We start from the raw sequence: 22,082 nt of genomic DNA on the forward strand, positions 1-22,082 counted from the left end.
AAGTGAAAGCTGTTGTATTAGAAGATAAAGGAAAAATCAGTCTACGTGACTTTGATCTTGATGATCAAATGACGGCTGATGATGTACGGATAAAACCCGTTGCGGTTGGTATTTGCGGAAGCGATGTCCATTATTATAAAGAAGGCAACATCGGGAATTTTATTGTTAAAGAACCCATGATTCTGGGGCATGAGGCCAGCGGTGTCGTGACAGAAGTCGGCGCTAATGTAAAGCATTTAAGTGTGGGCGACCGAGTCTGTATGGAACCGGGAATTCCTAATTTCAAGAGTACAGAAACTCTTCAGGGAATGTACAATCTGGATCCGGATGTTGCTTTCTGGGCAACTCCTCCTATCCATGGCTGTCTGCGGGAATCGGTAGTGCATCCTGGAAGCCTGACATTCAAACTCCCTGATAATGTTTCCTTTCATGAAGGTGCTTTAGTTGAACCTGTTGCCATCGGCATGCATTCCGCCAATAAGGCGGAGATTTCATCCGGTGATACCGCCCTTGTCATGGGAGCCGGCACAATCGGTATCGTAACTGCCCTGGCAGCGGAAGCTTCGGGATGCTCGAAAGTCTTTATCGCGGACATTAAAAAAGAGAAACTTGATTTTGTTAAAAAGCATTACAGCGCCAGAGTGACAGCGATTGATCTGAAATCACAGGCGATCAAAGATGTACTGACTGCATCAGATGTAGATTTGGTTGATATAGTTTTTGAAGCCAGCGGTAGCCCTAAAGCATTTGAGGGCATTGCGGATTATGTAAAGCCAGGCGGTACAATTGTGCTGATTGGAATGCCTTCCGGTCCAGTTCCCTTAGATATTGTTTCCCTTCAGGCTAAAGAACTGAATATTAAAACAATTTTCCGCTATGTGAATATCTATCCCCGTGTCATCAATCTCATTTCATCAGGAAAATTGAATGTAAAACCCCTTGTTACAAGTACCTATAATTTCAAAGATGCGGTTAAGGCAATGGAATATGCCGCGACCCTTCCGAATGATGAAATCAAGATAATGATAGATACGGACTTTTAATAATTGTAATTCATGGCTTCGGCCATAAATATATAAGGAGAATGAATATGAAAAAATTTCTGTTTTTAGTGCTGACGATCTGTATGACAGCCCTTCCGATTTTTGCCAATGGGCAGAGTGAAGATGATGGTACATTCAAAGTAGCCTATATTGCCAGAGCACAGGCAGACTCTTTTGCCGCATGGCTGGCAAATGCTGTTATTGAAGAAGCTGACAAATATGATGACATCTCCGTAAAAGTTTTTGACGGACAGGCTTCAGATGATAAGGTGAACTCTCTCATCGAGAATGCAATTGTCAACAAGTTTGACGCCATTATCATCCAGCCCAATAATGGTGAGTCTCAGAGACCCTATGCTGAAAAAGTTGTTGAAGCAGGAATCATCTGCATTACAACCAATGCCCGTATTTCCGGAATCGCCGGTGCATCCTCTGTGGATGCGGACCCTTATGAACAGGCTGCTGTCAATGCCCGCGCTGCTCTGACTCAGGTTCCCCAGGGTGCCAACGTTGTAATACTAAAAGGCCCTCCCGGAAACTTTCATGCTGACGAAAGAAGAAAAAGCTGGCAGAAAGAATTCCTTGATAAGAGACCTGATGTTAAAATCGTAGGTGAGCAGATTGCCAACTGGAACAAAGATGAAGCTATGAGCCTGATGGAAGACTGGGTACAGTCCAATGACAAAATTGATGCCATTATTGCCATGAATGACAATATGTGTGCCGGTGCTCTGGAAGTTGTTAAAGACAACAAAGCATTTTCCAATACTCTCGCTTATGGTGTTGACGGAACTGCAGAAGCCGTTCTGCTGATTGAAGAGGGACTAATGACATCCACCTGCCTGCAGAGTGCTTATGCTCTGGCTGAAAATCTACTGGAAGTCAGCCACAAACTGCTGACCGGTGAAGCAACTCAGCTTGATGTAGACATCGATGCTCCTCTGGTAACTAAAGAAAATGTTCAGGAATACATTGAAATGCATAAAAGAGCCGGTGCTCTTTAAGGCCTGAATTAATTGTGAAGGCTCCGGAAGCCCAGTTTTTCCGGAGCCATTTTTTTTAAATCTTTACATAGGATTGAATATGGAAGAAATCAAGTTAAAGGTTTCCAAAATCGAGAAGTCTTTCCCCGGCGTAAAAGCTCTGGATAATATCAATTTTTCCGTACAGAAAGGAACAGTTCATGTTCTCTGCGGTGAAAATGGTGCCGGAAAGTCCACCTTGATGAAGATCATCAATGGTGTATACAAACCCGATGCGGGAACAATTGCCATCGATGGTCAGAAAGTCGAGATAAAAAACCCGATTCAGGCGAGAGCTCATGGCATATCCATGATCTTCCAGGAATTGAATTACATACCAGAGATGACCGTAGAAGAGAGCCTTTTTGTAGGGCGTCTGCCGGTTAATAAATTTCATAAAGTCGACTGGAAAGAGATCCGCAAAAGAACCCTGGAGCTGCTGAAGGCGGAGGGTCTGCCTTATTCTCCCACAACCCAGCTAAAAGACCTGTCTGTTTCAGATATTCAGATGCTGGAGATTCTCAAGGCCATTTCCTACAAATCAGATATTATCATAATGGATGAACCTACTTCCGCCATTACTGATAAGGAAGTTGCTCTGCTGTTTGAAAAAATAGACAAACTTAAAAAGAACGGTGCCAGCATTATCTATATCTCCCATAAAATGGATGAGATTTTTAAAATTGCTGATGAAATTACTGTTCTGAGAGACGGAAGTGTAATTGAAACAAGAAATAAAGATGATATTACTATAGATGAAGTTATCGCTCTCATGGTGGGGCGGGAACTCTCAAGCGAATATCCCAAGGAAGAAGTTCCTATGGGTGATGAAATCCTTGAAGTCAGGAATCTGACGAGTCCCGGCAACTTTGAAAAAGTCTCTTTCAATCTGAAGGACGGTGAAATTGTCGGTTTTGCCGGTCTGATGGGAGCCGGGCGTACCGAGATTATGAGAGCGGTTTTCGGACTGGATCCTTTTACGGAGGGAGAAATCCTGAAAAGAGGAAAGCCGATTGATAGTAGCACCGTTGAAAAAAGTATCAAGAACGGTGTGGTAATGCTCTCCGAAGATAGACGGCGCTTCGGGATCATTCCTGTCCGTGGTGTCCGGGAAAATGTCTCTTTGGCAAACCTTAAAAAGTTCTTCTACAGAGGACACCTCCACTCACGGGACGAAGCCAAAGTCATTCAGGACATCTGCCGGCAGATGAATGTTAAAACTCCCACAATGGATACGTCTATCAGTTCTTTAAGCGGCGGTAATCAGCAGAAAGTTGTACTGGCCAAATGGATGATCAATGATCCGGAGATCCTTATCATGGATGAGCCGACCCGTGGAATTGACATTGGTGCCAAGTTTGAAATTTACAAGCTGATGACCTCGTTTGTTAAAAAGAAAAAGGCAATCATCATGGTTTCTTCAGAACTGCCGGAACTTATCGGCATGTGCGATCGAATCTATGTCATGTCAAAAGGACAACTTATGGGCTGTCTGACCAGGGATGAATTTTCCCAGGAAACTATTATGAAAATGGCAACAGGCGTTATGAAAAAGGAGTCTGATAATGAAAACTAAAATTCTGCAATTCTGGGATACAGCCAAGAACAAATACAGTATCCTTCTTGTACTGATCGTGCTAACGATCGTTTCCACAGCGATTAACCCGAACTTTCTGACAGGAGCCAATCTGTCGAATGTTTCCCGTCAGATAGCCGTTACCACCATTCTGGCCTTTGGTGAAACAATTCTTATCATTTGTGGCATGCTGGACCTCTCATCCGGTTCTGTACTGGCCTTGTCGGGAGTCCTTTCCGTATCGGCATTTAAAATGACAGGCAATCTGCCTCTTGCCTTCTTTGTGGCTATTTTTGTCGCAGTATTCTGCAACCTGATCAATGCTCTTATGGTTACGAGGTTTAAAACTCCTCCCTTTATTGCCACACTGGCAATGCTGGCCATGGCGCGGGGAGCGGCTTTGCTCTATACAAAGGGACAGAATATCTATCAGATTGGGGATTATACGGTTTTCGGTCAGGGCTATATCGGTTTTATTCCGACTCCCGTTGTGTTCATGATCATACTCTTCATAGCTACATGGTATATTCTGAAACATACAAGGTTCGGGCGGTCTCTATTTGCAATCGGCGGAAATGAAGAGGCGGCAAATGCCTCGGGTATCAATGTCAACAGGAATAAAGTATACGCTTTTGCTGTTAATGGTATTCTTGTAGGTATCGCCGGTGTACTCTTCATGTCCAGGGTTAACTCGGGTCTGCCCAACGGGGCGATCGGCTATGAGTTTGAAGCTTTGACCTCCTCGGTTATCGGCGGAACCAGTTTTACAGGCGGCATCGGAACAGCCGGCGGTACTGTTGCAGGAGCATTTATAGTAGGATTCCTGAATAACATTATGAACCTTACCAATGTGAACTCCTATCTGCAGCAGATCGTTCGAGGTGCTATTATCGCCCTGGCCGTAATTTACGATATCAATTCAAAGAGTAAGAAAAATAAAAAGAACCTAGGAAATATATCCGGAAAAAAAGCCTAATATCCCTAAAGAACTAAGGGCGCAGGGAGTCATCTCTGCGTCTTTTTTTTACCAGGAGTCACTAATTTATGAAAACCACAATCGGAATAGATAACGGAACACAGAGTACTAAAGTTGTTTTCTATGATTTTGAAAACAAAAAAATTGTTGCCTCTGCAACAGCTCCCCATGACATGATCAGCCGGGAGGACGGTAGTAGAGAACAGAAGGCATCCTGGTGGATACAGGCCCTGGAGAACTGTTTCAGCCAGATAGATCCTCAGATTAAAAAAACAGCTCTGTCCGTGGGAGTCTCTGGGCAGCAGCACGGTTTTGTACCCCTTGATGCAGAAGGAAATGTCCTCAGAGATGTAAAACTTTGGTGCGATACCTCAACGGCAAAGGAGTGTTCCGAGATTTCCTCAGCCTTTGGAGGTAATGAAAAACTTCTCAAAGAGGTCGGTAATCTGGTCCTTCCCGGATACACTGCATCCAAAATCCTCTGGTTCAAAAAGAACAATCCCGCAGAGTATAAACGTATGGCCCATATTCTGCTGCCCCATGACTATCTGAACTTCTACCTCACAGGTGAATATACCATGGAGTATGGAGACGCCTCTGGGACAGCCCTGCTGAATGTAAAGACCCGAACCTGGCATAAAGAGCTTGTGAGAGCTCTGGATCCGGATAAAGATCTTATGTCCTGCCTGCCCGGCCTTCTGGAACCCTGGGAGAGTAGCGGGCGTATACTCCCAGATATTGCCGGAAAATTCGGTATCCCCGAAGGAATCCCGGTCTCAAGCGGCGGCGGAGACAATATGATGGGCGCTGTCGGCACAGGAACCGTCCGGGACGGTGTTCTTACCATGAGCCTGGGAACAAGCGGAACCCTCTATGGTTATTCCGATTCTCCCGTAATAGATCCTCAGGGGAACCTGGCGGGTTTTTGTTCCAGTACAGGCGGATGGTTGCCCCTGCTCTGCACCATGAACTGCACCGTAGCCACCGAGCTGATGCGGCAGCTCTTCGATTTTGGTGTGAAGGAGTTCGATCAGCTGGGTGCTTCCGCTCCAGTGGGGAGCGAAGGAATCCTGACACTTCCCTTTTTCAATGGGGAACGGACTCCCAACTTTCCCAATGGAAAGGGCTGTATCGTGGGGATGACCGCCGGCAATGTGAAGAAAGAAAATATTTTCCGCTCCGCCCTTGAGTCGGCCATCCTCGGGATGAAGCTGGGGCTGGATTCATTTCGGAACCTCGGATTCAAAGCTCGGGAAGTCAGGCTAATTGGAGGAGGTGCCAAATCTGCGGTTTGGCGACAGATTACAGCGGACATTCTAGATCTGCCTGTTGTGGTCCCCGAAACTGACGAAGCCGCCGCCCTGGGCGGAGCGCTTCAGGCTCTCTGGTGTCTTAAGAAGTCACGGGGAGAAGAGGCTGATATCAATACTCTGGTGGATGAACATGTAACTCTCGCCAAAGGGAAAAGCTGCTCTCCTAATCCTGAAAATGTCAAAGACTATGAGAAAGTGTATACAAATTATACTGCCTATGTGAAAGCTCTCAGCGGACTCTTCGGCTGATAGGTTTTTAAAACCCCGGTGAATAGATTTATTCACCGGGATTAAAGGATTCAGAACTACAGAAATATTTAGAATCAGGCAGTACAAGACGTATAGTGCCCCTTCTGTCAATACAGCATTATGTCCCTTTTAAGTTAGATTCCCTGGAATAAACTTCATCCGGAGAATTGATCAAGCCACGGCCTTTTCCATCCATGCTGATTCAAACCATTTCTCCTACCAATGACTTGTAAATTGACTACCCTGCCCCGGATTGAAGTTCTCAAAAAAGCATATCTAGCCTGCTATAGCACTTTCATGACAAAAACAGTATCCATCATGCTGCTGACCTTTTCCTATTTTTTTTTGCACACAATTTGCCAAAATTTCTCAACAGGTTTGCCTTCTTTTGATGCTGTTGGTTCATTTATTTCTTCAAATTCAACCAATCCGTATTTTCCGAATTCTTCCTGTATAGATGGAATATTGTAAAAAAATAAATTAATTCCATGTTTGGTTTGAAATGTATTTTCTTTTACTTCCAATCCCTTTCCATATCTTGAATCATTGGATGAGAGCGCGATAAAAATCATATACCCATTAGAACTAAGTTGATTAAAACAGTTATTGATAAGACTCACTCTTTCTGATTCATCCAACAAATGAATCAATGCATAACAAAAAATACCATCGTATTGTTCTTCATCAAAAGGCATAGAACTTACTGAATCATGATATATTTTCACATCATTCTCTAACCTTTTTTGTGCTAACTCAATCGCAGTTCTTGAAATCTCAATCCCGGTGACTTTCATACCCTTATTTAGAAAAGGTATTGCATTTCTACCATAACCAAAACCAGGTATTAAAATATGGTTTAACTTATATTTTGAAAAACGTTCTGAAATATCAAAAGCGGCATCAGCAGGGGAAGCCCCCCACATTTCATTCTTATCTCTAAAATTTGTTTTCCAAAATTCACTCATAATTTTCAATCTCCTTATTATTTAACACGGCCATAGAATCTCTACGCCAGAGTAATTTATGGATTGAACACAATGCGTTTTGGCAAATTGTGTATTGGCTCTAATGTTTCATGCTTATATGAAATTTTAATCAAAAAAAATATTTACATATCCTTCGTCCTTTGAAAGCTCCAGAAAGTTGCTGGATTGTCGGTGGAACAGCGCCAATGGGATAACATAGAGTATATATTAGGACGATGTGAAAAGTTGATTCCTATGCCTAAAACAGGTCAACTTCATTGGAATTTTAATCAGTTAACAGGAAATTATGTATTATAATTCCCTGCTATACCCACACCATTAGAAATTATGCGTAAAGTAGATCTGTTTCATAATATTTATCCGATTTCTTTATTACTTTTACAGTAAAAAATAGACCGATAATAAATGATGTTATTTCTGCAATAGGGAATGCTATCCATACTCCTGTAATACCCCAGAAAAGACTCAAAATATAGGCAACTGGTAAAAGTATGATGATTTGTCTTGCTAATGATACAATTAAGCTAACGGGAGCACTTCCAAGGGCCTGGAAATAAGTGGAGAGCACAGTTACGATACCTGCAAAGAGAAATCCTGAACTTATAATCCTCAAACATCCGACCCCGAGTCTTTCCATCTCAGAGCTGCTGTTGAACAGTATTAATAACTGGCGAGGGAATATTTGAAATATGGCTGTCCCTAATAGCATGATTATTCCTGCATAGATTGATCCATATTTGAGTGTATCCATCACTCTTTCCTGTTTTTTTGCTCCATAGTTAAATCCCAATATAGGCATAAGGCCTTGAGTTAATCCAAATACAGGCATGAATATAAAGGATTGAAGTTTATAATAGACACCAAAGACGGCAATGGCTGTTCCTGAAAAAAGAGCTAGTATAAGATTTATTCCAGAAAGCATAATAGATCCTAGAAACTGCATAAACGTTACAGGGATTCCAACTTTGAGGATTTCAATAGTTATCAACTTAGAATAGTGAAATTTCTTTATATTCAGCTTAAATTTCTGATTACCAAGCACAAGGATCAGGGCATAAAACATTGAAATAATTTGTCCAAGAGCAGTAGCAATTGCTGCTCCCTTTACTCCTAATTCAGGAATGAATAAGAATCCAAATATTAAGATAGGATCTAGTATTATATTAGTAATTGCGCCCAAAAGCTGTATTTTCATTGAACTGATCATATCCCCTGTTGCTCTTAAAATATTCATGCAAACTTCGGCTATGATACTACCAAATGAGAATATCATTATTATCTTTGTATATTGAACAGCATAGAATATGACTTCTTGATCTTGGGTAAATAGTTTGAAAAACATTTCCGGAACAAATGCGGAGGAGAAAGCAAAAAGCAGCCAAAGTAAAATCCCAATAAAAAATCCATGTTCTGCAGTATTTATAGCTACATCTCTATTTCTTTCACCCAGTTTTCTTGATATGTATGAGTTCAAACCAACACCTAAACCAACAAAGATTGATATTAAGGTAAGCTGAATGGGAAATGCTAAAGAGAGTGCCGTTAAGGCCTTTTCGGATATTCGTGCGACAAAAATGCTATCAATTATATTGTATAGTGCTTGTACAATCATGGATATGATTGCGGGAAATGACATTTTAATAATTAATTTTTTTACATCCATAAATTCTAATTTGTTTTTCTTATCCATTTTAGCTTTCTTTTTCCTGTGTAATATTTTCTACCATCTGCGAAAGTATTGTACTAATCTTTTCTATATCTTCTTCAGCGATATCTTTTATCATTATTTTTTCACTCTGCTGTAATATCTCAATGATATTGGATATTATATTTATCCCTTTCTCTGTTAAGGAAATGCATTTATACCTCTGGTCTTTGTTGTTTGATATTCTCGTAACATATTCATTATTCTCTAAGGAAGTTATAATTTTGGTTATAGTTGCTTTGTTAAAGAGAAAAAAGTCATTTATTTCTTTATGATTAACATTATCATTGTCTTTTAGAAATAATAAAACTTCTGCTTGAACCTTATTTAAGTTATATTTTTTTAGTTTAATATCTATATATTGATACTCATGTCTATAAAGAATAGATATATTTCGTCCAATAATTTTCTTTAGCATTTATGTTTCCTTCAAACTATATAGTTGCCAAAGAAACTATATAGCATGATGGTTGCTTTGGCAACTACCCGTCTTTTAAAAGATATAAAGTCTCAAGATCAGCATCACAATATCTTCATCTGAGAGATTAAATATCATTTCTATTATTAAAAACCCTCTGGACTATTCGAAATGGCTCAGAGGGTGCACCTAATTTTGAAATGAGAAGAGCTTACTATAGTCGGTTTTGAACTCCCTACAATATTCAAACAGCAGAGGTAGGGCTGTGTGTCAAGCAAGATGTCACCTCTACGAAACCTTCTTAGAAATAAACTTCCGTGTATCCTTTGAAGGATTCAAATATACAACTCTTTTATGCGACCAGAATTTGGTCCGTTTTTGGGAAACCGATGCGATAACCGTTCCCATGCCTCAGCCAACGCCTGATTCCTCTTCTCAAATAGCTTCAGATCGTCTCCGTTCATCCTCTGCTGAGGTGTAACATACCCGATGCCGGAATGACGGTGAGTAGTATTGTACCAGTCAAAAAAATCACCCATCCATTCCCTGGCCTCATTGATGTCTTCAAACCGCCCAGGAAAGGCCGCATGATACTTCAACGTCCTGAAAAACGACTCAATGTAAGGATTGTCATTTTTCACCAGAGGGCGGGAGTGCGAAAGGAATATTCCCAGGTTGGCAAGCCAGACTGAAAACGTTGCTCCTCTCATGTATCGCTCAACCTACGATTTCCCGGCTCCACACGTCGATAATGGCGTAGCAGTACAGGAAGATGCCTCGGACATATGTTGGCAGCCATGTTATATCCCAGGTGTAAACCTGATCAGGACCGATCGCTTTTAACGCAGGGGGCTTATATGGCGTTCTGGAAGGCCGTGAATTACCTCGATGATTCAGCAGCCCTTTCGCCTTCAACACCTGGTAAAACGTCCTTGTGCTGGCAATATAAATACTTTCCTCAGCAAGTCTTGCTACGATTTCAGGCGGTGCAATGTCCTTATACTTCTCTGATGTACAGATCTCAATAATGTGTGCCCTTTCCTGTTCACTCAGAGCCCGAGTATTCACCTTTCTGCTTCCATGTCAACTGGATCTTCCTCCCATCGCCTGTATGTGCGTGAATGTATTCCTATGGCATCACAAGCACGGCTAAGACGTGCTCCGGCCTCCAGGGCCACACCTATCTGCTCGCAGAGACATTCTCTTATATCGCTAGGGATCAGTCTTCCTCGTCGTCCTGAAACAACCGTGCAGTTTTTTTTTGAAGAGCGATAATGGCCGCCATCTCGGCAAGGGCCTAGTCTTTACGATCAAGTTCCTTCTGATTCTTCTTGAGCTCTTTTTTAATCGCTTTCAACTCTTCACGAGCCTGCTGCTCACCCTTGGTCATAAAGTCACGTACCTCCTGTTCCCAGACAGTAAGGTGCTCGGAATGTAGACCATTTTCTCTGAGCCAGGTTCCCTGCTTATCCTCAGAGATCCCCCTGGATTCAAGCAGGAGGGAAAACTTCTCCATAAGCTTCCGGCCACGGTTACTTTGCACCCCATCATCTACTTGTAGGGTACCATTGTTCATACGGGCTTTCCAGTTATAGATCATAGAAACTGTTATCCCGTACTCTTTTGCCAAATCGGAAGCCGACCGGCTCTCCGGCGGCATCATCTTCTTCAAAATAAAATTCCGAAACTGTGCACTGTAACGTGCCATAGTCACCTCCATGATCAATTCAAATCATGTGACAACTATGTTGAAACATTCCGCAGCGCGCAGTCTCAACGCCTGATTGAGCTGCGAAATAGTCACGAAGTGTTGGCGTGATTCCCGCTATTTTTTGCGGGAATTATGACAAATATTTTGTCAGTTCCAATCTTTTGTAAAATTCCAAACCAGTAATGCTAATTGGCAACAAATCTGATTATTTACCTTAGAAATTACCAATAAATCTAAATACTTTTGAACTATAGTGTTTTTATTTCCTATTATGTACTTATATTCTTGGTGCTAATAATTTATATTCGCTGATATTTGTATAATATGTTTTTCGTCTTCTAAAAATCAACCTTGTTTCAAATTCATAATAATTATCAAAACTCCTATAATTAATTTGGTTGAAAAAATATAATTCTATAAAATTAAGTTCAAGATCTTTTTCGATTAATATAATATCCGTCGGTAATGTGGAATTCTGTTTGTAAAATTCTTCAATTCTTATTACTAACTTCTCTGTTATATTTTCATAAATTTCAACTGTAGTAAAAAGCAAAAAGAAATTTATAAATCCAAGTAATACTCCAATAAAAGCATACTTTCTAAGGGTCATGTTTTCTGGTTGAAACCGTGCTACTATCGCAGAAATACCCATTAACCCTATTACTATCCAAAATACAATTACACTAGAAAGTGTTAGTTTTAAAATGGTTATAGAGCTTATAGTATAAAAAAGTATTTTTTTTAAATAATAACAGGAAAACTTAGTTTTCTTTGTTTTAAAAGACTTAATCAAATTTCTTCGTTCTTCAATATTCTCGTTACTTACTCTATTAATAAAATTAGACAGTTCAATTTCATTTATATTTACTTGTCCTAAATGTAGATTGAAATTTTTTGCTCCGATTTTTTTATTTATTTTTTCGGTATAATTGAAAGGTTTTTTTTTGAAAATAAATGTGTCATCCGTTACAATGGATACAATTTTTTTTCCAAATATGTCGATTGGATAAGCTTTAATAACCTGTTCCCACTTTACCTCGTCTTGATTTGTAGTTCTGTCACAAATTCCATTTTCAGATATTATTATTTGAGGTCGTTTATCAAAGGTTTGAAAAAGTCCAATTGGAATACCAAGTCCAAAAAAACAAGTGCTAATCCAACCTATAATGTAATTTGCTGTTCCAACTGGTTTTTTTAGTACAAACCACAGTCCACTTACTACAAATGGCAAACACATCCCAATTATTTTCAGTCCTTTAGTTCTTCTTTTGTATAATTTTATTTCAGTCATTTATCATTTTCTAGCATTAAATATTTTAGTCGATATAACAGCTAACGTTCTTCATGCATATCAATCCTAATTTTTTAATATTATACCCTGTTTATTATTTAGTCACCTATAATTTTACGTTGATTTTAATTCCAGAGAAAATGTAATAATATCAGCTGCAAAATATCTGGTTAGCTATTACTATTTGAAAAAGACACTTCTTTTGTTCTAACTGACACATCTGTGACAAAAATCTAAGTACATCTAAGTATGTGGTGAAGCCCAAGCCGAAGGCAACGCATATATTTGCTGTTATATCCAGTTTTATTTGTGCCACTTCATAACTAGCTCACTTTCACCAGTCTCATTGTCCTTTGCTTCAGAAATTACAGTAAAACCTCTTGATTTATAGAACTCAATACTTTTTCTATTCTTACAAAAAACTTTTAATTCTAGTGTGTTTCGAAGATTCATGGCATGATTTAATAATAAAGATCCAATGCCCTTTCCTTGAAATTCAGATTTCACAAAAATTGCTGCAAGATAATCGTCCAATAATGATATAAAACCTAAAATTTCGTCTCCATCTGTTGCTTGGTAAGTTTCTGACATTGGGATGTATTTATCACTCATTTGATCTTTATTATTTCTCCAGTAATCAGAAGGAATAAAATCATGAGCTTGGAGCGATACTTCATACCAAATGTCTATAATTTGAGTAATGTCTTTTTCTGTAATTTCGTTTATTTCAATATCTTTCATTTAGGGCTTTCTCTCAAATAAAATTGGATATAACGTTTCGCGAATATATGAAGTTTATATCAAAAACACGTATATCCATTTTTTGATTTCTATGCAACGAGACTGTAGAAAAACTACCTCTCGATTCTCTGTATTCCGTTTCCTGATAATTACTGACCAATTCTCAACATTTATTATCAAATAAATAATCCAATCGAGAAATCAATCAAAAACCCTCTGCATTTGATTTCATATGCCACTGATTCATTCTAACCAGAATCCCATATCAACCCTCATTCTATACACATTCAATCTTAATTTTTCCAATATTATGCACCATACAATACAGCAGCCATTGAGTGTTCACCTTCTGCTTTCCACGCAGGGTAAATCTATTTAGTTTCTTGATAACTGCAATATGACCGAATACCGGTTCAACCGTACTCATCCTCTTGGAATAAACAGAACGACCATAAGGTGTATCAATCTTGTTTTTCATAACTTCAACAGGGTTGTTTCCTTTGCCATCAGGAACCTCTTTCAGGATAGCAACCTGTCTGGATTTCGTACTCTTTTTGCGGATGCATTTAGAGCGCAGAGCACAGTCTTTACATAAATGGATATATCCCTGATAAGACTGACCAACATACCGACCATCACTACTTTTAAAGTTGGGTGATTTCAACCACATGGGATGCCCTGCTGGACATATGAGCTTGTTTGTAACTGTATCCATGAAGAAGTCTTCAGGACTGAAGTAATGCTTTCCCTTTTCCGGTTTCCAGTTCTGTACTTTCTTTTTGTATTTCCCGGCATCCTGGAAAGTCACATTTCTTTTCCTAAACTGATTGTCAGGGATATAGGCATCGATCTTTTTATCATGGATCAAATCCATGTTCTTCTTGTTATGAAAACCAGTATCCGCTGTTATAGTCACAGTCTCGTAAATATCGTCATCTATATTTGCTTTCTTACAGGTTTTATCAATTCCTTCCAGTATTTCAGGGAGGTGTCCTGATTCATTGATGTCCCCAAAAGCTTCTGCCCAGACAATGAGCTGATTCTTATCATCCACCGCGGCAATACCGTTATACCCCTGGAGAACGCCATGACCTGTAGACATTTTAGCGCTTTCATTATCAATAATATTGCTTTTAATTGGTTTTTTCTGACTTCCCATACGCTCAACGTTTGACTCCAAAAAGTCAAAGATTTTATCAGACTGTGCCTTCAGCTTCTTGATTGCCTTCTCTTCTTTTTCTCTTTGTTTCTGATCATCCCAACTTCTGTCTGTACTCTTATGCTTGGCTACAAGATAGTTTACTGATCTCTCTATTTTCTTTGTTTTTGCCAGTAGTTCTGCCTTAGTTCCGCTCCACTCCTTGGAGCAGTTTGAAGAGATCTTACAACCGTCTATGGCAAACATATTCTTTCCTATCAGTCCCTGGGTGTAGCAGACTGAGATAATCATGGTGAACAGTTCAGCACATTCTGCATGTCTCGTTGAAATGAAATCGGCAATGGTTGTGAAGTGGGGTCTTGTATCTGCGGCCAGGGCCATACAGACGATGTTTTCATTACATAAATGGGCTATCTTTCTACTGCTGTTAATGCCTTTGGAATAGGCGTAAAGTATGATTTTCAGTAGTATGGCAGGATCATATGCCGGAGCACCGGTATAATCATTTTCATACCGGTTGGCAAATATGGAAAGGTCAATCTGGTGATCAATTAAATGACAAAGTGTGTATTCAAAAGTACCTGGTAAAATTTGCTTCTCAAAGCTGACTGGAATCATTAGGGTTTGCTCATAAGAATAATCTTTATACTTTTCCATTTGATCCCTCCCGTTTTAAGAATTTTATCATAAATTCTTCGAGAGCTGTTGAAAAGTTGACTTTTTCTACAGTCTCAACGCCCGCATCAGCTGCAATTTTGTCCCGAAGGGTTGGCGACCTTTTTGAGTATTCAAAAAGGGTGACAAAAAAAATTGTCAGTTGCATGCGCTTGTTCTACAGAATCATCGTATAACAATATGTAGCTTCATTTCTCCACCATACATAATAGTAGATAATTCAAAAAGTGAAAATTTTGCTATTCTAGAACTAAATTTTCCCTCCTTGATATCTTTTTCAGTTTTTCCTTTTGGCCTTACAACTAAACAATACTCAATTTTGTTTTTGGTAAAATATTCTATAAAACAGTTCTCATCTATTTTTGAACTATCTAAACGTTTATTCGCCACAGCTGATTTATATAATTTTTTAAGATTTTCTTTATTCTTTGAACGTTTTTCTTCTTCAATAATTCGTGATGAAATGAAAGCCTGGGAAGTTAAATCTCTGATTTTTGAATCCAAATCATCTTTAACATGGATAATATATGTTACATTTTTTTCAATATATATGACATCACATATCTCAATATATCCGATTAGTATTTTATGTAAGAAAATAGGATTTACTTTATTGTCATATAATTCATTATATTCATTTTCATCCATGCCAATTGGCCAATTCTTTATAAATTGAAGATTGTTTATATTTTTAGTCACTCTCCGAATAAATTTCTCATTAAGATCATCATCAAATTTTGTTTTCAACTCATACCATACAGAATCTAAAAGAAAATAAGAAATATTTTTATGATTTAATTCTGTTTGTATATAGTTAATTATTTTATCTTCTGTTGTTACGTGGGAAGAAGAATCATATGTTTTTAAATATATCGATGTAAATAAATTATGAATAAAATTAATTTTATTTTGGGCGGCTTTATATTCTTTTGATTTTTGAATATGAATTATTATTTCATCAATAAATGATCCTGTTCGAATCTTGTCTATATCATCTGATGTAATTGTATTCTTTTGGTTCTTGTCTGTAAATGAAAGAATTGGAATACATATCTCGTATGCTGAAGAAGAATAAAATGCTTCAATATCTTTACTGCAGATATCAAAGTCGAATTCTCTCTTCTTCAATATCATCAATATGATTTTTGAAATTAGTAAATTCTCTAGTTGAAGTATTAATGATTTATCACTTCTCGAACTTAATGGTTTTAATTTAGTATTAAATAAAGGCTTTGGTGGAGATCTTAATATTGTCGAAATATCCTTCAAAGTTTTGATTAAGGTAATAAAATCTATTTTTCCTTTGATATTAAAACAATTTGACCCTGATACTGCAACTGAATCTCCCATTTTTTTTGATCTAAATTTTGCATACTCTGGAAGTACAGATTCTATTTGATCTTTTGACAAACGAACTAATATTTTCTGAAAATATTTCCCAAAATCATCTTCATAGATAATAGATCTACCTCTTCTATAATATCTACTACTTGCTAATATATCTCCAATCAAGCCTTTATCATCTACCATTTCGATTTTATTTTCATCTTGATCGAAAAGACGTTCTAATATTTTAATACCAAATGATTGTTCAATTGATTTATATAATGTATTTGCCGCTCCGCCACCACAAATCAAATATTTATTATCAGAATCTTCAATTATTCCTATAAAGCTATGATTATAGAAAAGTAGATCTTGCTTTTGATCTAATTTAAATATAGATGCATCTAATTCAATATATGAATGAATTAAGTTATACCAGTCAGGTTTGTTATAGGAATTTGACAACAAGAAAAGAAATGTTACATTCATTTGTTTTTGAATTAGATTTTTTGTATTAACTTCAATATAGCCCTTTTCATCGACTAGATATTCAGAAAGCTTTTCTATGTTTTCATCTTTTTTAATGAGATATACTTTTAGATCTGAAGTATTTGCCATTTAAAACCTTCTTATTCTAATAACCAATTAATACTCAAATAATATCCTATTCCTGTAGAACTATCTTTTAAGCAGCAGGTGGAAAGATGGCGGGATCGTTGCGAATGCAAGGATCATGACATCCCGACTGTCTGCTTCAAAAGCTTGTTATGTACCACTATTATTTCCGCAGTAGATCATATAGAGGACGATTAACAAATATTGTTTCTTTTCCTAATCTAAATGACTCTAATACTCCTATCAGCTCTAGTTCTTTTAGGTATTTACTTGCAGTTCGTCTTTCAGCAATACCTGCCTCTACGAGAAAAGCAATTTTTGTATACGGTTGAACAAATAATAATTCAATAAGCTCTTTTGAATAAATATTTTTGGGAAGTCTACTCTTACAGACTTCAATTGTCGTTTCTAATAATTCCATAATGTCTGAAATGATTTTATATGTGTCCTTTGCTGTCTCTTCTACAGCTTTTAACATATATACTATCCAATCTTCCCAATTTTCGGACTTATGCATTTGTTGAAGTAGCCTATAATATTGTGTTTTATTTTTAATTATATATGAACTAAGAAAAAGAACTGGTGTATCTAGTAACCCTTTTAAAACAAGATAAAGGACATTTATTATTCTACCTGTTCTACCATTACCATCATAGAATGGATGGATTGATTCAAATTGATAATGGATGACAGCCATCTTTATCAAGGAGTCAATTTCATCATCTGAATTTATGTATTTCTCAAGATTTGTTAGAAGATTATTGATTACTTCTTCATCATCAGGGGGAGTATAAAGTACTTCACCGGTTGTATCATTTACTAAACTTGTTCCAGGTAATTTTCTTATACCAGCCGAATTTTGTTCAAGCTCTTCTTGAATTGAGAGTATTGTATTGACACGTAAAATGTCGCTTTTCTTTATTTCATTATATCCAAGCCACAAAGCTGATCTGTAGCTTAAAACCTCTTTGGTTGCCGGATCAATTATTCTTTCCTTTGCAACTATAGCCCTATATAGAGCGTCTTGGGTTGTTATGATATTTTCTATTTCTGAACTGGCTGAAGCTTCCTTCAAGATTATAGAACTCAGTAATATTGAATCATTTGGTAAGAGAGAACAGTATCCCTTTAACCTTGCTAGCTCTCGGTTAGAAGAAATAGCATGTCTTAAAACATTCTTAGTCTCAATTTCTTGTTTTGGAGGTAATTCAGGTAAATTATTATTCGCTATTTTACACATATCATGTCCATTGTAAGCCATTTTTAGTACATGTCAATGTCATCGTGTGCATATATCGCACTTTTATGAACACGATTTAGTTGTCATGTTCATTGTGTGTACATAACATTCTTTTAAGCTGCAGCTCGTAAGCTGGCGTGAAATCTGCCTGCGAAGCAGAATCGCTGATTTCATGACAGTAGAGCTGACTGCTTCAAAAGCTTGTTATGAAGCATTTCCATTTCATCTGTTCTATATCAATAATCATCTGGATTTTCTGAATATTTAAAGAATTGAACATTTCCTATTGTAAGAACTTCTCTGTCCGCCATTTCGGGTGGATATCTATCCTCTTCAGAGAATGCTTTTTCAATTGTTTGAATTTTTTCTATTGGAAATTGTAAAGTCTCATTAGAATCTATAAAAATCCTTTTAGACTTACTCCATTGATATCCAAATGCTCCACTGAAATCTACATCTTCTGTATGTTCATACATCGTTGTCTGAGTAATGGTAAGTAGAATCACATTTCCATCTATTTCATATGAACCAGAAAATTTATCGATCTCCGGAAGTTGTCTCATTTGACTATATCGATATGTAAATGAACCATCCTTATAGAATTGGAATACTAAATAAAATCCTGACGGCATTATCAAAGAAGCATGCCATAATCCAACCATCTCATTTGTATTTATGATATTAGGTTGAGATTTATCCATTGATTCGAATGTACGTATGATTTCAATATTCCTTTTATCTGCATAATTTAATTGGTCATTGACATTAGTACTTTTAGCCTTATACCATTCGAAATTATTAAAATATGATGTTAATTCATTAGACTTAAAAGAATAACCATATCTAGCAAATATTAAATTTCTGAGTATTCTTAACTCTTGTTTGTTTAATTCAGCAATACTGATAAAGTCAATTGGGTATCTTTCATTATATAAATCTATGTTACCTTCTAGAATCAATTTTGCTTCACTTCTTTCAGCTTCGATTCTACTCTCGTGTGTTAATTTTATGATTTCATCAGTATTATCTGATTGTGCATAAAGTGTTCCAAAGGTAAGCAAAGTTAATAATATTTTGATGAATATTTTTTTCATTATCTATCCTTATTTTTGATGTATTATCTTTTTTGTCTTAATATATATTTCATTATAGTAGATGTTGGAAATTATAAAAATTAAATAATATACAAGAATAATAACTCTTTGATTTTGCAATTTGTTAACTTTAATTAAGGATTGAGTCACTATTACTAAGATTATAATTAGAACATGTGGAATAATTAAGCTAAAAAAGGATTTTGTTACTAGATGAAAAGATGCTTTAACTGCTTTTTCTAGAGATTCTTTTTCAAAATAAATAGTTTGTGGTAAAAATAGGAAAAATATACCAGAAGCATAAATAAAAATTAAAAATCTCCCAGTAGACCAATTATCGCCTAAAAATAATTCAGAAGAAAAACCTATGAAACATATTATTGATACTATAACAATAAATAAGATGTAGCTTCCAATTTTATTTACAGTTAATTTATGTTGATATTCACTTTTAGATTTTTGTATTAAAATACTGAATAATGAATAATTGGTTATCAAGAGTATCCATCCAATGAAAATCATTGCTTTATCTTGAAAAACGAATAATGACAAGGAAATAAATAATTCTACTAATAAAATAAGTGTAATTGATATCGATTTAATATTAATAGAATTTTTTCTATTTTTAACCATTACTATATTCCTATGATTACTGTTTTTTTTGTCTTCATAACATCCTGATCACGTGCATTCTGGCCTGGCCAAAGGACAGGTATTGGCGCACTTCTTGCCATTATGGTAAATCATCAACACTATATTGAGAAGCAATATTTATTATTGAAAAGACTTTAAGCAAGAAGGTGTGACAAAAGGAATGTCAGGTGCATTAGTTTGTTGTGCACCCCCACTTCAGAATTCAACGGCCAGAACTGGGTCAATTTTAAAACAGTTGAATAAGGCGCAGGCGAATTCCACTATATTTGTACTTCTGCCAGCCGCAGCCGACAAGGTTGCTACATTTATCCATGACAGACAGATACCAACAAGAGAAGGAAAATCCCTAAATATTTCATGAGAAAATATCAGAAATCTGAATCCTAGCATTTTTGCCTGCACAACATCCAATTGAGCTGCGTGGCGTTAAGTTGGCATGCGTTTGTGCTGCCTTCCAACCAACAGTATATCACCAATTTCGCTCGCATCGTTACCGGAAGTACTTTCTTTCTTCTGGGATCAGTAGCACAAACCATGACAATAGCCATGACTGCTCCAATTGCTGGTTATGTGTCACATGTTGGACACAATATTTTTAATTCAAATCAATCTATGCCAAGATTTTTGTGCATTTCTTTCATTTTTTTACCAAAATCAATTTTTTCTAAAGCAGCTTCTCGTTTCTCATCTGGTAAACATTGAATGCAGGTTGGATACTGAATACCTTTATAATAAGTTTTACATTTTGGACACAACTCCATATTCTTTATATCATATCTGTAGGCACATTTTTTACAGGCTGTTATTGTATCTTCAAATGATAGATATTTTATTGTATCTTCCAAAAACTGCATAAACGCTTCTTTTCCAATTTCATCAGCATTTTTAATTTTGGAATGTTTTCTTTGCAGCCAATACATAGCCTGTAGTAAATTATGCTGGTTTTTCCATTTGTCTTTTGATATAAAACATTTATCATGGACTTCTATTAATTCTTTGTTTTCATAAAATAGATCAATTAACTCATTAACTTGTTTATAAACTGGTTCAGCAAATTCATTTCTACATGCTGTACAAAGATACTTAGGGGTTTTTCTCATTCTTTGGTTCGGATATCTACTTTTACAATTGGGACATAGAGGGATGGGGACATACTCATAATTTTGTATCACATGTTTTGTAAAATCCTTTTTTTGAATTATTGGAGTAGAGTCTATATAGGACTTAGTATATTTGTTCGTTATTTTCTTTTCATATTCATAATATTTTTTAGGGTGAGAAAGGTGTTGTAAAGTCAATGTTTCAGTGCTACCACATATTTCACAATGATCTTTAATTACCTTAGCTCTTCTTTCTTTCCAATCTTTAGTATGCCATGTGCGTTGCCCTTCTTTGAAATCATTCCAGAATAGATTCTTTGCAGTTTCTAATGCAATTTCATCATTCATTAACTGTTTTCTTAAATTAATAATTTCATCATATTTTAGCATATGCTTTCCCTAAATAATTCAATTCAAATTCATATTCATTTTGAATATGCAAATTTTGTACATTTACAGGTCATCTATTGCTTCTTGTCTTATCACGTCACTATTTATTCTATCAAAATATGATAACATTACAAAGACTGATGAAAAGCCATCATTCTCAATTGAAAGTTGTATAGTTCCATTTTCTAATTCAAAGCTCGTGTAATATTTACATCTATCCATTCCTACTTCATACATTTTTGAATTATCGTCTTTAGGTTCAGAATAGGTATCAAACTTCTCAACAATTTCTGACGGTTCCCCATATTTTTCTATAAGTAGTTCCTTTAAGTTATAATAATTTGATGAAAGTGATGACCATTTTCTACTTTCAGGGAATATTACAGTTATTTTACTAACTAAATCCTTTTGATCTAAGGTCGCTACTCCAATAATACAATCTTTGTATGCTGCAAAATCCCCTTGTAGCATTGCTAAACCATTATTTATTTCGATTTTGGTAAAACCCGCCTCTTCCATTTTTGATACATATTCACTTAAAGTTCCATCAATTGGTACTCCTTTAAATAAAAGATGTTCTGATGTTTGAGCAAAAGTTAGAGTTGTTGTCCAGAATATGAACAGTATTATAAACTTCATCTTCATATATTGTCTCCTCTTATATGTAATCTAAAGTAATACTTGATAAATTTTGTACACATAACATTATTTATTACCTGTTCTACCAAATACCAATATCCCTAATTATGTTGACTCAGGGAATTCCCGCAATGATAAGTGCTCAATGCTCAATTTCAT

19 protein-coding genes are annotated in these 22,082 nt (G+C 36.6%); 5 read left to right on the plus strand and 14 right to left on the minus strand.

The window, feature by feature from the left end:
- The first annotated feature begins 2 nt into the window (after positions 1-2).
- The 5 genes from EXM22_RS09350 (at position 3) to xylB (ending at position 6,179) form a co-directional block, all read left to right on the plus strand.
- Positions 3-1,043, plus strand: coding sequence for an NAD(P)-dependent alcohol dehydrogenase (locus EXM22_RS09350; protein ID WP_149486261.1), 1,041 nt, complete (start codon positions 3-5; stop codon positions 1,041-1,043).
- Between the two features lie 47 nt (positions 1,044-1,090).
- A complete protein-coding gene (locus EXM22_RS09355; protein WP_149486262.1) occupies positions 1,091-2,047 on the plus strand; it encodes a sugar ABC transporter substrate-binding protein in 957 nt (318 codons plus the stop codon).
- A gap of 79 nt (positions 2,048-2,126) precedes the next feature.
- Positions 2,127-3,641 (plus strand): sugar ABC transporter ATP-binding protein, encoded by a 1,515-nt coding sequence (locus EXM22_RS09360; RefSeq protein ID WP_149486263.1) that lies wholly within the window; start codon positions 2,127-2,129, stop codon positions 3,639-3,641.
- On the plus strand, positions 3,631-4,617 hold the full coding sequence (locus EXM22_RS09365; protein WP_149486264.1) for an ABC transporter permease: 987 nt from the start codon (positions 3,631-3,633) through the stop codon (positions 4,615-4,617). The genes EXM22_RS09360 and EXM22_RS09365 overlap by 11 nt, the downstream gene beginning before the upstream one ends.
- Before the next feature lie 68 nt (positions 4,618-4,685).
- The gene (gene xylB / locus EXM22_RS09370) at positions 4,686-6,179 is read left to right on the plus strand and encodes a xylulokinase (RefSeq protein WP_149486265.1); all 1,494 of its coding nucleotides are present in this window, start codon (positions 4,686-4,688) and stop codon (positions 6,177-6,179) included.
- Positions 6,180-6,514: 335 nt separating this feature from the next.
- Here xylB and EXM22_RS09375 read toward each other — a convergent pair whose 3' ends face one another.
- The 14 genes from EXM22_RS09375 to EXM22_RS09440 form a co-directional block, all read right to left on the minus strand.
- A complete protein-coding gene (locus tag EXM22_RS09375) occupies positions 6,515-7,144 on the minus strand; it encodes a class I SAM-dependent methyltransferase (protein ID WP_149486266.1) in 630 nt (209 codons plus the stop codon).
- Between the two features lie 346 nt (positions 7,145-7,490).
- The gene (locus EXM22_RS09380) at positions 7,491-8,855 is read right to left on the minus strand and encodes an MATE family efflux transporter (RefSeq protein ID WP_149486267.1); all 1,365 of its coding nucleotides are present in this window, start codon (positions 8,853-8,855) and stop codon (positions 7,491-7,493) included.
- A gap of 1 nt (position 8,856) precedes the next feature.
- Positions 8,857-9,288, minus strand: coding sequence for a MarR family winged helix-turn-helix transcriptional regulator (locus EXM22_RS09385; protein WP_149486268.1), 432 nt, complete (start codon positions 9,286-9,288; stop codon positions 8,857-8,859).
- Positions 9,289-9,623: 335 nt separating this feature from the next.
- Positions 9,624-9,998: an integrase core domain-containing protein gene (locus EXM22_RS09390; RefSeq protein ID WP_149486269.1), complete on the minus strand. Its 375-nt coding sequence runs from the start codon at positions 9,996-9,998 to the stop codon at positions 9,624-9,626.
- Between the two features lie 587 nt (positions 9,999-10,585).
- Positions 10,586-10,996 carry a transposase gene (locus tag EXM22_RS09395; protein WP_168203434.1) on the minus strand — a complete coding sequence of 137 codons (411 nt, stop codon included), beginning with the start codon at positions 10,994-10,996 and terminating at the stop codon, positions 10,586-10,588.
- Positions 10,997-11,276: 280 nt separating this feature from the next.
- A complete protein-coding gene (locus EXM22_RS09400) occupies positions 11,277-12,290 on the minus strand; it encodes an STM3941 family protein (RefSeq protein ID WP_149486271.1) in 1,014 nt (337 codons plus the stop codon).
- 303 nt (positions 12,291-12,593) lie between these two features.
- A complete protein-coding gene (locus tag EXM22_RS09405) occupies positions 12,594-13,031 on the minus strand; it encodes a GNAT family N-acetyltransferase (protein WP_149486272.1) in 438 nt (145 codons plus the stop codon).
- A gap of 277 nt (positions 13,032-13,308) precedes the next feature.
- On the minus strand, positions 13,309-14,847 hold the full coding sequence (locus tag EXM22_RS09410) for a transposase (protein ID WP_149486273.1): 1,539 nt from the start codon (positions 14,845-14,847) through the stop codon (positions 13,309-13,311).
- 183 nt (positions 14,848-15,030) lie between these two features.
- On the minus strand, positions 15,031-16,809 hold the full coding sequence (locus EXM22_RS09415; RefSeq protein WP_149486274.1) for a DUF6119 family protein: 1,779 nt from the start codon (positions 16,807-16,809) through the stop codon (positions 15,031-15,033).
- Between the two features lie 160 nt (positions 16,810-16,969).
- A complete protein-coding gene (locus tag EXM22_RS09420; RefSeq protein WP_246156999.1) occupies positions 16,970-18,067 on the minus strand; it encodes a Fic family protein in 1,098 nt (365 codons plus the stop codon).
- A gap of 215 nt (positions 18,068-18,282) precedes the next feature.
- Complete coding sequence (locus EXM22_RS09425) at positions 18,283-19,140, minus strand: YARHG domain-containing protein (protein ID WP_149486275.1); 858 nt, start codon at positions 19,138-19,140, stop codon at positions 18,283-18,285.
- 9 nt (positions 19,141-19,149) lie between these two features.
- Positions 19,150-19,773: a hypothetical protein gene (locus EXM22_RS09430; RefSeq protein WP_149486276.1), complete on the minus strand. Its 624-nt coding sequence runs from the start codon at positions 19,771-19,773 to the stop codon at positions 19,150-19,152.
- 626 nt (positions 19,774-20,399) lie between these two features.
- Positions 20,400-21,284 (minus strand): hypothetical protein, encoded by an 885-nt coding sequence (locus tag EXM22_RS09435; protein WP_149486277.1) that lies wholly within the window; start codon positions 21,282-21,284, stop codon positions 20,400-20,402.
- A 63-nt stretch (positions 21,285-21,347) separates the two neighbouring features.
- Positions 21,348-21,929 (minus strand): hypothetical protein, encoded by a 582-nt coding sequence (locus tag EXM22_RS09440; protein ID WP_149486278.1) that lies wholly within the window; start codon positions 21,927-21,929, stop codon positions 21,348-21,350.
- Between the last annotated feature and the right edge of the window lie 153 nt (positions 21,930-22,082).

The sequence above is a fragment of the Oceanispirochaeta crateris genome, from assembly GCF_008329965.1.
Lineage (GTDB): Bacteria > Spirochaetota > Spirochaetia > DSM-2461 > DSM-2461 > Oceanispirochaeta > Oceanispirochaeta crateris.